This window comes from Novosphingobium mathurense, assembly GCF_900168325.1.
Taxonomy (GTDB): Bacteria; Pseudomonadota; Alphaproteobacteria; order Sphingomonadales; family Sphingomonadaceae; genus Novosphingobium; species Novosphingobium mathurense.
The window spans coordinates 1382674-1397379 of record NZ_FVZE01000001.1; the positions used below are offsets into that span (position 1 = coordinate 1382674).

A 14706-nucleotide genomic window follows, 5' to 3' on the forward strand; every position below is an offset into this window, starting at 1 on the left:
GGCCTGGTGCGCCATGGATTGTGCAGGGAGGGGCATCTTGGCCAAGATAGCGGAGTGGTGCGGGCGCACCGACAGCAAGATCAAAACCCATAGTTTGGCCTATTTTGAAGCCGACGCGGCAAAGCTCACCTCCGCCGTCACCTACGTCGCGTCGGTCGTTCCCGGTCACTACACCGCCGCCAATCGCGTCGCCCATATTCTCGACAAGCTCGGCAAGGCCGAGGCTGCGGACTACATCATTACCAAGCTACCGACCGGACCGCGCAGCCGCTCCGGCGATATCGGTGAGATTCTAGCTTCCGGCTGGGTCAGCGAATTCACGGGCTACAAGATGGGCGTTCTGAAGCTCCGCTGGAAGGATCATCGTGAAATGGCGATGCGCGGCGACGACATCCTGGCCGTTCGCCCGGATGCCGAGGGTACGGTTCGGTTCCTCAAGGGGGAAGTGAAGAGTCGGGCCAGCCTGGGACAGAAGACCATCGAGGAGGCGCGAAAAGCACTGCTGGGAAACGATGGCCGACCGACGCCGCACGCGCTCGCCTTTGTCTCCGACCGGCTGTTCGAAAGCGGCGACACCGATCTTTCGGACCTGATCGACAAATACCAGCTGAAGGAGCGCATCAAGGTCGATCAGATGTCGCACCTGATGTTCATGTTCACGGGCAACAATCCCTGCAAGCTCCTGAGCGCCGATCTCGAGGCCTATAAGGGTCGCATTCCACAGTTCGGCGTGGGTTTGCGGGTCTCAAGCCACCAGGATTTCATCAAGAAGATCTTCGCAAAGGTGGTCGCCGATGGCCAGCAGCCCTGAAGCGATCGCCGCGCTGATCCGGGAGACGACAGCGCCCGGCTTCCGTGACGATCTTCTAGCCAAGGGCCAGGCCCGTTCAATGATCTGGCGTGGCGGGGCCTTGCCGGCAGACGCGCCGCCCTTCTCGCGGCTGCTGAGCTACGACCTTCTCGCCTATGCCTATACATTGATGACGCAGGGGCTCCGCCTGCTCGACGTGAACGCGGAGCGCGAAACCGCGCGCATGGCTTTCGAAAGCGCAGCGTCGGCGATCGAAGCCGTGATTGCGCGCGGACCTGCGAGCGACGAACGGGATTTCCATCGGCTGATTGCTGGCGCCTGCTATCACCTTGCCCGATATGCTGCGCGCGCCTTTTCCTTGCTTCACCAAGGGTTGAACGAAGCCAATCTCACGCTCCCCGAAAAATGCCTGGCGCTGCTCATGCTGCGCGACATCGAGGGACTCCATGCGCTGGTTGGGGACGCGCGCCTAGGAGCGCTTGGGAGCGAGGACAGCCTCATCGAGATACTGGCGACGATCGAGGCCCCCCTCGAGTTCGACGACGGGGAAGAGGAGCCTGAGGAGAAGATTCTCGATGTTGTCGACATGGCGCTGGCCGATCACTTCCTCGGGGCGATGGGCATAGCGCTGCTGGCATTCGAACGCGGCGAACGCGAATTGCTGGATGCCGCGCTCGCGCGGCTCAAGGTCGGTCTCGGCGCGGCCGGCGATCTCAATCTCGTTCCCCACTGGTGGTGCCATCGGCTGGCGATCCACCTGCTCGGCGATCTATGGTCATCGAGCTTCCACGAGCGGCTTCCTCTTGAGCCGCCTAACGGGGAAATCGCCGATTGGGCCGACTATCGCGAGCTGTTCATCGCCACGCTCCTGCGACGCGACCGAGCGGAAATCGATCTTTGGCCATCCCAGCTCGAGGCTGCAGATCGGGCGCTCGATCTCGCGCATAATATGGTGGTCTCGCTGCCGACGAGCGCCGGCAAGACGCGCATCGCCGAGCTCTGTATCCTCGCCTGTCTGGCCGCTGGTCGCCGCGTCGTCTTCGTGACGCCGCTCCGCGCCCTGTCCGCACAGACCGAGGTCACGCTCCAGCGGACCTTCCGTCCGCTCGGCAAGACGGTCTCGAGTCTCTATGGGGCGATCGGAGTCAGCGAGGTCGACGAAGACTTCCTGCGGGACAGCAGCATCATCGTCGCCACGCCCGAGAAGCTCGACTTCGCCTTGCGCAACGATCCCGATCTCCTGAACGACGTCGGTCTCGTCGTGCTCGACGAAGGCCATATGATCGGCCTTACCGAGCGCGAGGTTCGTTACGAGGTGCAGATTCAGCGCCTGCTGCGCAGGAGCGATGCCGCGGATCGACGGATCGTCTGCCTTTCCGCCATTCTGCCGGACGGCAAGCAGCTTGAGGATTTCACCGCCTGGTTGACGTGCGACCATCCTTCCGGGCTGGTCAAGAAGGACTGGCGGCCGACCCGGCTGCGCTTCGGCGAAGTCGTGTGGCGCGGAGATCATGCGCGGCTCGACATATCGGTCGGCGCCGAGCAGCCGTGGATCGAAACCTTCATCACCCCGACCCTGCCCAAGGGGCGCAAGACGCGACTCTTTCCTTGCGATCAGCGCGAGCTTTGTATCGCCACAGCCTGGACATTGGTCGCCGACGCGCATTCGGTCCTCATTTTCTGTCCGCTGCGCAAGTCGGTCGAGCCGTTCGCGCGCGTGATCGTCGATCTGGCCAAACGCGGCGCGCTGCCTTCCGTGCTCAATGCGGATCCCGCGGTACTCGACAATGCGCTCGCTATCGGCGCGGAGTGGCTGGGCACCGACAGCCCGATTCTCAAATGCCTCAAGCTTGGCGTCGCGATCCACCACGGCGCTTTGCCGACGGCGTTCCGAAAAGAAGTCGAACGGCTGCTACGGGAAGGCATTCTCAAGGTCACGATCTCGTCGCCGACCTTGGCGCAGGGTCTCAATTTGTCGGCTACGACATTGATCTTTCATGGACTGGAGCGGAACCGCCAGGACATCGATATCGCCGAATTCCGTAACGTCGTCGGACGCGCTGGCCGTGCCTATGTCGATGTCGAAGGGCTGGTGCTTATGCCCATGTTCGACAAGATCAAGAAGCGGCGCGCGGCTTGGAATGCGATGATCACCAATGCCAAGGGCAAGGAGATGGAAAGCGGGCTGCTGCGGCTCGTTCTCACGTTGATGCAACGCATGGTGAAGAAGCATCGCCCAAAGTCGGTGGACGCGATGATCGAATATCTTGCCGGAACGACAGTCTGGGACTTTCCGGCCCTCGCCGACGAAGGCGACGACGAGGCGGATGCCGAGCGAAGCCGGTGGGCGGGGTTTCTCACCACGCTCGATACAGCGATCCTCAGCCTGTTAGGCGAGCGTGAGGTCGAGGATGACGCGATCGAAACTGCCCTGGACGAGGTGCTGACCTCCTCACTGTGGTCACGGCGCTTGGCAACCCGCCGGGAGACCGGGCAGCAGTTGCTGAAGGCCGGGCTGACTGCGCGCGCCCGCTATATCTGGAGCCAAACGACCGCGACACACCGCCGCGGCTATTTCCTGGCCGGTGTGGGCCTTGCTACGGGCAAAGCGCTCGACGCCCATGCCGCTCATCTCAACCAGTGCCTCGTGAACGCGAACGGTGCGATCCTCCTCGACAATGCAGAACAGGCGATCGCCGCGATCACGGAATTTGCCGAAACCGCTTTCACGATAGCACCGTTCATTCCTGAGAACCTGCCCGACAATTGGCGCGACGTTCTTCGGGCTTGGCTCGAAGGCGACGCGATTGTGAGCCTCGCCTCCGACGACGAATCGGAGGTGCTACAATTCGTCGAGCAGGCCTTGGTCTATCGCCTTCCATGGGCCATGGAGGCAGTCCGCGTTCGCGCCATCGCAAGTGGCGATACGCTCGGCGACGGCTTCCTGATGGACGATGCCGAGCTCGGGCTCGCAGTCGCCGCGGTCGAGACGGGCACGCTCAATCGCTCGGCCGCCGTTCTTATCCACGCCGGCTTCAGTTCACGACTTGGCGCGCTCAGCGCGGCCACCGAGACGGGCGCCGATTTCACAGACATGGCGGGTCTTCGGATGTGGCTGCGGAGCGATGAGGTCGAGTCGGGATCGATCGACCCGGATTGGCCGACGCCCCAATCCCACAGCCTTTGGCTACAGTTCGTCGAAAGCCTCGCGCCCGAGCGGCAAAGAACCTGGAGCCGGCATGAGAGCCAGATGGAAGTGCGGTGGGACGACGTCTGCGCCGATGCCGGAGCGCCGGTTCGCTTATATGATGATGGATCCAGAACGCTCGTGCTCGACACCGATTTCACACGGCTCGGGCGGCTGAAAACCCCGATCAACCCCAAGCGGCTGGGCCTGGTGCAGGCAACGGTCGGCTTCGACGAGGATTTCCTGGACGTTCGTTACTTGGGTCCGGCCGACCTGACACGCCGATCAGGGGGATAATTGCAACGGCCATCGGCACTTGAACAACCAGGCTTGCAGAGCATGGCAGTTTCAGCCCTTGCTGGTGATTGATATTCACAAAATCATCCATTCGTGATAGGAATTCGCAGCCGGTGAACGGGATTCGCAGTTGGTCTCGACCCCGGTGACGATTTTTCGCAGGACCAGTCATGGGTGAATGGCCTTCGCAGGCGGTGAACGATTTTCGCGGAAGGCTGCTTCCGGAAACGGGAACCCCTGTGGGCTATGCGGCCCTCATTGCTGCCTATGGCCTCGCCATCCCGCTGCCGCCGCGCCTCACCGCGATCGCCGAGCGCCACCATCCCGTCGCCACCACCGCCTGGAACATGCTCACGCCGCGCCATCGCCCGGCCTCGACGCTGGCCGCCCAGCTCACCTTCGCCATCAAGTGGGAAGGGGTCGATCTCTCAGTGCTCGCGCAGCTCTTCCGTGTGCTCGCACCCGACACCATCGCCGACCTTGTCCGCGCGACGCCCACCGGAGCGTTCGCCCGGCGCATCTGGTTTCTCTATGAGTGGATGACCGGCGATCGGCTGGACCTGCCTGACGCCGGCAAGGTCCGGCTCGTCGACGTCGTCGATCCCAATCAGCAATTCGCCCTCGCCGACGGCGAGGTTTCCACGCGCCACCGCGTCGTCAACAATCTCCCGGGCACGCCGCGCTTCTGCCCTATGATCCGCCGCTCGCCTGTCCTGGTCGCGGCTGCGGCCAAGAAGCTGGATGAGCGCGCCCGCGGGCAGATCGGCCGCGTCCGTCCAGACCTGGTGGCGCGCGCCGCCGCCTTCCTGTTGCTCAATGACTCCAAGTCCTCCTTCGCGATCGAAGGCGAGCAGCCATCGAGCACGCGCGCCATTCGATGGGGCCAGGCCATCGCCGAAGCCGGCCAAACGCGCCTGAGCCTACCCGAGTTCGATCGGCTACAACGCATCGTCATTGGCGATGCGCGCTTCGTGCGGCTGGGCCTGCGCGATGAAGGCGGCTTCGTGGGCGTGCATGACCGCGAGACGGGCGACCCAATCCCAGATCATGTCAGTGCCCGCGCCCAGGACCTCGAGGACCTGCTCACCGGGCTCGTCGACTATGCCGCCCGTACGCTCCAGGGCGGCCATGATCCGGTGGCAGCGGCGGCTGCACTCGCATTCGGCTTCGTCTATATCCATCCCTATGTCGATGGGAATGGCCGCCTGCATCGCTGGCTGATCCATCACGTCCTCGCGGCGGCGGCCTACAATCCGCCCGGGCTTGTCTTTCCCGTCAGCGCCGCGATCCTGCGACACCTCGACACCTATCGCAGCGTGCTCGAAAGCTATTCCCGGCCGCTCCTGTCGGAGATTGAATGGCGCCGTACCTCGAGTGGAAACGTTGAAGTGCTAAACGATACCGCGGACTATTACCGCTTCTTCGATGCAACCGCGCATGCCGAGTTCCTCTACGCATGCGTGGAGCAGACGATCGAACAGGATCTGCCAGCGGAGGTCGCGTTTCTCGAGGCCTTCGATCGCTTCAGCCTTGGCGTCCAGGAGATCGTCGACATGCCGGCCGATCAGGTCGAATTGCTGCAGAAGTTTCTGCAGCAGAATGACGGACGCCTTTCCCAGCGCGCCCGCACACGCGAATTCGCCGCGCTGACGGCGGACGAGACGGCACAAGTCGAGCAGCTCTACCGCGACAGCTTCCGGGCCGAACAATGAGCGAAATCTCGGCCGACTCCCGCCGGCTGGCGCTGGAGATCATCGCGACGCTGGTCAACATCAAACGCTCGGCCGCCGATCAGCTGCTCCGTCGCGCCGAAGTGTCCGAGCCACTGATCCGCCGGTTCCTGACCGATCGCGATCCCTCGACCGGCGAGAAGCTCTCCAAACGCGTTGCCGGCACGATGGTCCTCGATGAGCTCGCTCGACAGGGCGAGGATTCGGACGTCATTTCGGCACTGATCGACATCGCCGCCAATTGGGATGCATTCCACCTCGCCGCCGATGAATATAAGGCGCGGGCCATCGTGCAGAAAGCGCGTGAACTCCAAGGGGTCTTGGGCGCGCACGCGCGAAAGGAGCATGAAGCCCAAGAAGCCCGGCGGGCGCAAGCGACCGCCCGACAGGCGGCAGAGCAAACAACCATGCTCACCAAGCAGAGCGAGTTGTTGCTCAGCCAGTTCGATTACGCCGCGACCGCCGGCGATCCGCACCAGCGTGGCTTCCTGCTGCAGGATCTCCTCAACCGGTTGTTCGACATCCATCGCTTTACAGTCGCGAAAGCGTTCCAGCGCAACGCCGGCGCGGAGCAGATCGACGGCGCGTTCGAGATGGACGGCTGGCACTATCTTGTCGAGTGCCGTTGGCGCGCGAAACCCGCAGACACGCGCGACATTGACGGATTGCTGGGACAGGTTCGCCGCTCAGGGCGTCAAACCATGGGCGTCTTCCTCTCGATCAATGGCTGGTCCGAGCATGTCATCCCGTTGCTGAAGCAGAACCCGGAGAAATCCGTGCTGCTGATGGATGGGTATGACCTGCGCGCCGCGCTTTCGCGGCAGATCGATCTTCGCAAGCTCCTCCAAGCCAAGGTGCGCGCCCTCAATCTCGACGCCGAGCCCTTCTTGTCGAGCATGGCGATCTAGGAAGCGCAATGAATGAGCAGGCGATAAAGGAAACACTGTCGGCGGCAGTGGCCACGCTTCAGAACGAGGAAGCGGCGATCCTTGCGTTCGATGTGGGCGAGCGAACGATCTGCGCATGTCTCGCGGGAATCCTCAAACGTGCGTTCGATCGTCACTCAGTCCACGTAGAGTACAACCGGCATGGGGTCTTCCCGAAGGAAATCGAGCTGCCGGACGGGGCTGGCGAACTCACCGACAGGCGCGTCTTTCCCGACATCATCGTCCATCAGCCTGGCCATGATGACGCGAACCTCCTTGTCGTTGAGGTGAAGAAGACCACCAATCCTGTCAGCGACGATCTCGACATCGCCAAACTTCGCCAGATCAAGCGGCAGATCGGCTATGAATTCGCCGTGTTTCTGCGATTGCCAACCGGTCCTGACGCCGATCCCGCCGACCTTCGCTTCATCTGGATCTAAGGCGGAGGATCGGCAGGTGACCGGCAGCGGGTCCCGCGAGCAAGGAGCGCATCACGGCTCGTACGGGTCAATCTCGGCATATCTGTAGAGCGAGCTCAAATCGCGCCTCGACCACGTCTTCCTCAGAGGCACGGTCGCGATGGGACGTGGCCCGATATAATTCCTCGGGGTTTATACATAATGACCGAGGAAATGTATCATATCGCAATCATCCGTTTTAACGACGCGGGCAGCCGAGCCGATTCAGACCGGCGGATTAATGTCCGCCCAGTGCGTAATCTCTTCCAGGAGATGCATATCCTCTGGGTCTTCCCAGCCCTGGCGCTCGGCGTCCCAACGGCCGATGACCGGCAGATCACCCTCCCAGAGCAGCATACGACGCCCGTCCTTCCGGTCAGGCGGCAATATGTCGATCGGCTCCCACGGAATATATTTGGCAGTGATCATGCTCGCTCCTTGCCTGGGTCAGGGAGGCGGTCACGGTTCGATCTCTTATGCGCCATTTCCAGCCTTCTTCTCTCGTCGCAGAATCCGGGGGAGTCGGCTAGGTTCCGAAGGCGAGAAGATGCCCTCGTGCTCATGAAATGCTGGGCCCGCTGCGCTGGCGGCCGAAGGTCCAGCTGATTCCGCCCTCGCGCATGATACCCGACACGGGCTTTCCGATATGCCGCTCGAGCACCAGCCGCCAGGGCACAAGCGTGAAGTCGCGTGATCGCTCGATCAGCGCATAGCGGCCGCTGGTCAGCTCGACCGCACGGGCCAAGCGACCGTCAACCCGATCATGCGGCTTTATTTCCGCGAACGGCACGCCGAGCTCGTCAGACAGCTGGCCGGCGATGCGCAGCAGCTCGCGCCGTTGGAGCGCCGCCAGCATGTCCGGCCGAAATCTGATTCTTCCGCCCTGCTCGTCGGCAAGCTGCTCGGCGATCAGCCATTGCCGTCGCATCGTCTGCGCGACGTTGACCTCGCGGCCGAAGCCCGCATCGCGCACCGGCGTTGGTGCATCGGCAACCAGCTCGCGGTCGAGCCAAGTCGCGGCCTCGACGGTCGGCAGCTTGTCGACCGGCGCGGCCGATAGGGTTTCGACGGTGACGGGCCGGTCGCGCAGCTGCCGCGCCTCGAACTTCTCGACCTTGTCGAGATGATCGGGCGTGATGATCCAGGCGCCGTCGGGCTCGCGCTCGACGCTGCGTATGACCTTCCGCATTGCTTCCAGCCTTCGAACGTGAGTTTCGGCAAAGGCTTCGCGCGCCGTTGGATCATGCCTCAGATGCGCGTCGATCGTGTAGCGTCCGCCGTTCGCCTCGGCGACCTCGACAATGGTGTGATCGACGCGATGCACGCCGCCGCTGCGCGGCGCGATCTGCACGATGGCGTCCTTGGGGATCGGATCGACCGCTTCGCCCTTGCCGATCTCGGCATAATGAGTGCGGCCGTCGATGCCGTCGACCAACAGATAATGGCGGTCGTTATATTCGTCGGCGAGGCCCCGCATGATGACGCGACCGACGATCGGCGCCGCGCCTTCGGCGGTAGGATCGTAGATGACGCGATCGGCCGGCGCGCGATCGAGGTTTTGCGCGGTCAACTCGCGCTGCATGGTGCGGATGATGTCGCCGCGCTCGCCTATCCGACGCAATGTGTTCGCAAGCTCGGGCTCGAGCCGCCAGGTGTCGCCGCCGAAATGCGTGGCAAGACCCATGCGCCCGAGCTTCTGCAGACGGCCGACGCGAAGCGACTGGTAGAAGGGATCGTTGTCGCTCGCGCTGACAAGCCGCACCTCGTTCATGTCGCGGATCAACCGCCGGTCGATCGCGGTCAGCCGCTCCTCGTTGGTGTCGCTGCGAAGCCGCTCCTCGATTTCGAGATCGGTACGCGGCCCAAGGTCGAGGTTCACCATGTCGATGGCGCGCTGCCGGGCGCCGTGCGAAATATACTCGCGCGCGATTAGCAGATTTTCGCCGCGATCGTTCACGCCGCGCACCACGATATGGGTGTGGGGATGGCCGGTGTTGAAATGGTCGACCGCGACCCAATCGAGCCTGGTCCCGAGATCCTGCTCCATCTGCATCATCAGCCGCCGCACGAACGGCTTCAAATCCTGATACTGACTTCCGTCCTCCGCCGACACGATCATTCGGAACTGGCGGCGATCACCGTCGCAGCGTTCGAGGAACGCCTTGCCGTCGGCCACATCCTTGTCGGCCGAATAGAGCTGGCCCGGCTCGCCCTCGCGGGTCACGCCGTCACGTTGGATATAGCGAAGGTGCGCCTTCGCCCCGCCCATGCCTTTGCCCCCAAGCCCGACCGGCCGTATCTTGACAATGCAGCGGCGCGACCGGAACGCGCCCAATCGGTCGCGTGATCGCAGCACGCGGGCAACGCTCGCGCCACGCCCGATCCGGCTGCCGTCGAAACGGCCGCGCCTGCCGGTTTTCATGCCGGCGCGCTTCGCCGCCTTTACGACGCGGTTGAGGTAGCGTTGCTCCTTGCCCCGGCCGCGCAACCGGCCCAGGTGGGGTTCGAACTCATCATCGCGCATAGCGGCGTCCTTCCATGCCGGAATGACGCTCCCCGCCGCTAAGAATGGCGCGTCCTCGTGAATGCGCAAGGAGTCTCGCAATCGAGACCAAGAATCCGCAGAAAACCGCCATTCGTGGCGGGCCTGTCTCGCACCCAAAGGGCGAGTCTCGTAAAACTTGCCAAAAAACGATGTGCAGACAACCACTTACAAAATCGCGAGATTTTGCCTCTATCTTGCCCTACGCGCCCTCCCCTCCCCAGCGCCTTCAAGCGTCCTCCCTTCCCCACCGCTTCCCCGACATCCGCGACGACAAAGAAGGACTTCCAGGCAGCACCCGCCAGCGCCGCCTGGAAGCCCGTCCGATCGCCTCAATGCCGCCGTTCGAAGGCCGCTTCATGCTCCGCCAATGCCGCGCGGGCTGCACGCAGCTCCGCCTCGATCAGGATCCGTTCGCGGGGATCCGGACACGCCGAAAGCTCGGCCCGAAGCTCTTCGATTTGCTGTTCTAGTCCCATGATGACCTCCTGTCTGTCGCAAGACAGGGCGCGCGCCCGGTGGCGCGCGGGCCGGGTCAAGGACCGCGAAGCGGCCGCGTCAGCGGCGACGGAGGTGCCGATTTTGCGAAGCAAAATTGGAGGGGCCGTCGTCCTTGAGGCGGCCCGTGCGCCGCCGGACACTGGGCGATGCTGAGCAGATTTTCTCCCTCGCCCCACACGCCGGCGCGAGTAAATGACGGGCTCGAAGCTGCAATCCTGCAGGCTAGACCGGACGATAGTCCTCATGTTCGAGCGTGCGAAATTCGATCCAGCGGGGATCGTCGAACGACGGTATGTCGATGGCTCCGCTCGCCAGCATCTCGCATCCGCAAGCGGCATTCGGGGCGTCGATCTCGACCGCGATCCGGCGCTCGACGCGATAGGTCTGGTGGATGACGATACGATGTTTCACGCTCCATCTCCCTGCGATGAAGGAGCCCCGCACCGTCGCCGGTGCGGGGCTCGGTTCGGCTCAGTCGGCCGGGTTCCAGATGATGGCGAAGGCGTCGTCATCGTCCTGGCCGGCGGCCCGGCCGAGATTGGCATAGAGGGCACGCGGGCCGAACTCGGGCGCCGCCAGGCTGAGCGACACATAGTCCTTGCCCGAGCGCTCGCCGGTCCTGATCCAGCCGCCGCCGACGTCCGATCCGCCGGCATAGACCCGGTAGTCGGGCTGGCTCTCGTGCGCCTTGGAGCGGTTGGGCACGATCTCGATATCGGCGCGGATCGACACGGTGCGAAGCTGGCCCTTGAAGCCGTCCTGGTGGCGGGTGACATATCCGATGGCAGGCATGTTCGGTCTCCTTGAATAATCGCCCGCGAACCGTTCGGGGCGATGGGCAGACCGTCGGAATGGCAAGAGCGGCCAAGCGAACCCGAAGGGCCGGAGCGTCAGCGGAGGACCGGAGCGCTGGGCTGATTTGCAGCGAAGCGGCCGCGAGGAGACCGCGTCAGCGGTCGGGGAAATCAGTTCGGCGCGATGGTTTCGCGCGGCGGCGGCCAGTCCAGGTCGACGCCCAGGAGCCCGATCGGCCGCGGGCGCCAAAGGGGACCGGCACGCTGATGCGGGAGAGGATCGCCGCCTCCGCCGGAGGCCAGGGGAAGCCGACCACCGCGGTTCGCTTTCGGCCGATCCGGTCGGGCCAGCTCCTCCGCCGCGAGCGCCGACCCGTCTTTAGTCCCTGCGCCCAGGATCCCGAAGGCAACCGGCGCCGGCCCGCTGGCGGGCGCCGGAGCGAAAGGACCTGTGCGCCGGACGGCAAGCCCGTAGGCTGGTGATGCCGCAGCCCTGAGGCCTGCTCCGCGGACAAGAAGACGGCACCACGCGGTCGGATACCCGCCGTCAGGCGACCGGCACCTCGGCCCGGAGCGCCGCGGCGCGGGTCTCCTTCATCGCCAGATAGACGAGAAGCGACACGGCGCAGCAGAAGCTGACATACCAGTAGAACCAGGATTCGTGGCCGGCGAGCTTCAGCTGGAGCGCGACGACCTCGGCGGTCCCGCCGAGCAGCGATGCGGTGATCGCCTGGCATATGGAGACGCCCATGGCGCGGATCTCGGTGGGGAAGAGCTCGGTCTTCACGACCGCGGTGGTCGCGGTGAAGCCCGACACGATGAGAAGTCCGGCGAGGATGAGCAGGAAGGCGATGATGGGGGAGCGCGTCTCGGCGAGCGCGGTCATGATCGGCACGGTGCCGAAGGTGCCCAATAGGCCGAACCAGAGCAGGACCGGGCGCCGCCCGATCCGGTCGGCGATGATGCCGAACAGGGGCTGCGCGAGCATGAACAGGAACAGCGCGGCCGTGCAGATCAGCGTCGATTGCTTGGCCGAGAAGCCCGCGCTGTTGACCAGGAACTTCTGCGAATAGGCGCTGAAGGTGTAGAAGGCGACGGTCCCGCCGACGTTGATGCCCATCGCCATCAAAAAGGTGAGCTTGTGGCGGCGCACCGCCGCCCAGGTGCCCCGCTCGCGCGCTTTTGCCTCCTTTTCCTCGAAGATCTCGGTCTCCGCCATGTTGCGGCGCACGAACAGCACCACCACCGCGCCGACGGCTCCCAAGAGGAAGGGAATGCGCCAGCCCCAGGCATTGAGCTGGTCGGGCGTCAGGATCACGAACTGGAGAAGGGCGAGCGAGCCCAGCGCCAAGAGCTGCCCCAGGATCGCCATCACATAGAGGAAGCTGCCGTAGAAGGCGCGGCGATCGGGGCGCGCGATCTCGGAGAGATAGGTGGCGCTGGTGCCATATTCTCCGCCGAGACTGAGGCCCTGGAGCAGCCGCGCGAAGATGAGCAATGCCGGCGCGGCATAGCCGATCGAGGCATATCCGGGCACCAGCGCGACGATGAGCGAGCCGAAGCACATGAGGCTCACCGACAGGAGCATCGCCCCCTTGCGGCCGCGCCGGTCGGCGTAGAGGCCGAGCAGCCAGGCCCCCAGGGGGCGCATGATGAAGCCGATCGCGAAGATGCCGGCGGTGTTGAGCAGCTGCGCCGTCGGCGCCTGATCGGGAAAGAAGATGTGCGCGAAATAGAGCGACAGCGTCACATAGCAGTACCAGTCGTACCACTCGACGAGATGGCCGATCGTCGCCGTGACGATCCCGCGCGGCAGGCGGTGAGCCCGCGCCTCCATGGGCGCAGCCGGCATTTGGGTCACCGCCGGCTCACCGGCGGGACGAGACGGGCGCGAAGCTGCGATAGTCATGGGGGTCACCTCGGCCGCGGTAGCGGGCTTCGAGAGGATAGGGATAGAGCGGCCGGGTGAAGGTCACCGCGCCCGCCGGCGCCGCCTGCGGCGCCACATAGTCGCGCAGATCCTGCGTCTCGACATGCGATGCGACGATCATCTCGGGGGCCTTGCCCTGCTCCACCCACGCTTCGAGATGCGCCAGATAGTCGGCGCCGTTGGCGCCCGGGCCGCCGCCGCAATGCGACTTGCCGGGCATCATGAACAGCCGCGCGAAGGCCTGGGTCGCTTCGGCGCCGCCCATGGTGCGCTCGACCATTTCGTAATAGTCGACCGTGTCGAGCGGGAGCGGCGTTCCGGAATCCTCCCACCCTTGGATGATCAGCAGCTTGCCGCCGGCATCGCGCAGGTGCCTCAGATCGGGATTGGTCGGCGAGTAGAGCGCGTCCATCAGGCCGAAGCGCTGATAGTCGCGGTCGAAGTCGAAATCGCGCGCGCTCCATCCGGCGCCGGGCTCGGGAAGGAAGCCCAGATGCCGGAAGAAATTCTCCGAATAGCTGCTGCCGAGAAAGGCGCTGCCCTTCTCGGAGCCTGGCATCGAGCCGTGGAAAAGCGGCTTGCCATCGCGGGTGACGGGCCCCGAGTAGATCCTGCGCGCGGCCTCGACCTGCGCGGCCGAAAGGCACGAACCGCGCTGCCCCGCCCGGCACAGGAGAACCTCCGGATCGAACCGGCACTGGCGGGGATCGCCGATGACGCCGTCGGCCAGACCGTCGAGGCTGTCGCAGGCCTGAAGCACCCGCGCATGGAGAAGATCGCGCGCCGCCGTATCGAGCAGCGGCTTGCCGTCGGGGCCGCTGTTGGCGAGCGCGCTCCACAGGAAGCTCATGTGGGTGGCGATGAGATTGGGGCCCGGGTCCATCGCCAGGATGCCGTCGAAATCCCAGGGGAAGCGCTGCGCCTCGGTCAGGCCCTGGCGCCCGCCGCCCGAGCAGCCCATGAAGTAGGATCGCTCGGGCCGCTGGCCGTAGAAGCGCTCGACGATCGCCTTGCCGGCGATCGCGGTCACGTGCGCGGCGCGAAGGCCGTAATCGAGCTTGGCCTGGAGGTCGCCCTGCCCCCACAGCGCGTCGCGGCCGACATTGCCGCCGGGACCGTCGCTCGAGCGGTGCCCGCGATCGGAGAGGATGCAGGCATAGCCGCGGCGCAGCGCATCCTCGCACCAGGCGGTGGCGGTCCGGTCGGCCTCGGGCGAGCCGCAGAGCGCGCCGCAGCCGACGGCGATGAACTTGCCGTTCCAGCCCGCGACCGGCAGACGCATGCGAAAGCCGACGCGCGGCTGGACATAGCCGTCGACCTGGCAATGCGCGGGCAGCCCGCCCGATGCCGCAATGAGGTTTGAAGCCATGATCTGCGCGGGCGCGTCGGGCAGCTTCGCAAGATCGGCAGCGATGAGCGCCGCACAGGCCTCGGGGCGAGCCTGGGCCGCGGGCCGCGCGGCCGCCACTTTCGGAATGAGGGCCAGGCCGAGCACGGTCAGGACCAGCAGAAACCTCGTCACTTATCCTC

12 protein-coding genes are annotated in these 14706 nt (G+C 64.7%); 5 read left to right on the forward strand and 7 right to left on the reverse strand.

Features of this window, described 5'->3' with window-relative positions; genetic code table 11:
* Positions 1-37 precede the first annotated feature (37 nt).
* The 5 genes from B5483_RS06580 (at position 38) to B5483_RS06600 (ending at position 7391) form a co-directional block, all read left to right on the forward strand.
* Positions 38-811 carry a Hachiman antiphage defense system protein HamA gene (locus B5483_RS06580; protein ID WP_245828841.1) on the forward strand — a complete coding sequence of 258 codons (774 nt, stop codon included), beginning with the start codon at positions 38-40 and terminating at the stop codon, positions 809-811.
* Positions 795-4295: a DEAD/DEAH box helicase gene (locus B5483_RS06585; RefSeq protein WP_079729783.1), complete on the forward strand. Its 3501-nt coding sequence runs from the start codon at positions 795-797 to the stop codon at positions 4293-4295. Before B5483_RS06580 ends, B5483_RS06585 begins: the two co-directional genes overlap by 17 nt.
* 170 nt (positions 4296-4465) lie before the next feature.
* A complete protein-coding gene (locus B5483_RS06590; RefSeq protein WP_079729784.1) occupies positions 4466-6007 on the forward strand; it encodes a Fic family protein in 1542 nt (513 codons plus the stop codon).
* On the forward strand, positions 6004-6933 hold the full coding sequence (locus tag B5483_RS06595; protein WP_079729785.1) for a restriction endonuclease: 930 nt from the start codon (positions 6004-6006) through the stop codon (positions 6931-6933). The genes B5483_RS06590 and B5483_RS06595 overlap by 4 nt, the downstream gene beginning before the upstream one ends.
* An 8-nt stretch (positions 6934-6941) precedes the next feature.
* Positions 6942-7391, forward strand: a complete 450-nt coding sequence (locus B5483_RS06600) for a hypothetical protein (RefSeq protein ID WP_079729786.1) — start codon at positions 6942-6944, stop codon at positions 7389-7391.
* Positions 7392-7634: 243 nt separating this feature from the next.
* Here the strand turns inward: B5483_RS06600 and B5483_RS06605 are convergent, their stop codons facing one another.
* From B5483_RS06605 to B5483_RS06635, 7 genes are all read right to left on the reverse strand, one after another.
* The gene (locus B5483_RS06605; protein WP_079729787.1) at positions 7635-7838 is read right to left on the reverse strand and encodes a hypothetical protein; all 204 of its coding nucleotides are present in this window, start codon (positions 7836-7838) and stop codon (positions 7635-7637) included.
* Between the two features lie 130 nt (positions 7839-7968).
* On the reverse strand, positions 7969-9933 hold the full coding sequence (gene rlxS / locus B5483_RS06610; RefSeq protein ID WP_079729788.1) for a relaxase/mobilization nuclease RlxS: 1965 nt from the start codon (positions 9931-9933) through the stop codon (positions 7969-7971).
* Positions 9934-10283: 350 nt separating this feature from the next.
* Positions 10284-10430 carry a hypothetical protein gene (locus B5483_RS23135; RefSeq protein ID WP_176167957.1) on the reverse strand — a complete coding sequence of 49 codons (147 nt, stop codon included), beginning with the start codon at positions 10428-10430 and terminating at the stop codon, positions 10284-10286.
* Positions 10431-10674: 244 nt separating this feature from the next.
* On the reverse strand, positions 10675-10863 hold the full coding sequence (locus B5483_RS06620; protein ID WP_079729790.1) for a hypothetical protein: 189 nt from the start codon (positions 10861-10863) through the stop codon (positions 10675-10677).
* Positions 10864-10923: 60 nt separating this feature from the next.
* Positions 10924-11244, reverse strand: coding sequence for a DUF736 domain-containing protein (locus B5483_RS06625; RefSeq protein WP_079729791.1), 321 nt, complete (start codon positions 11242-11244; stop codon positions 10924-10926).
* Between the two features lie 549 nt (positions 11245-11793).
* The gene (locus B5483_RS06630; RefSeq protein WP_139383916.1) at positions 11794-13098 is read right to left on the reverse strand and encodes an MFS transporter; all 1305 of its coding nucleotides are present in this window, start codon (positions 13096-13098) and stop codon (positions 11794-11796) included.
* 16 nt (positions 13099-13114) lie between these two features.
* A complete protein-coding gene (locus B5483_RS06635) occupies positions 13115-14698 on the reverse strand; it encodes a tannase/feruloyl esterase family alpha/beta hydrolase (RefSeq protein WP_079729793.1) in 1584 nt (527 codons plus the stop codon).
* Positions 14699-14706 lie beyond the last annotated feature (8 nt).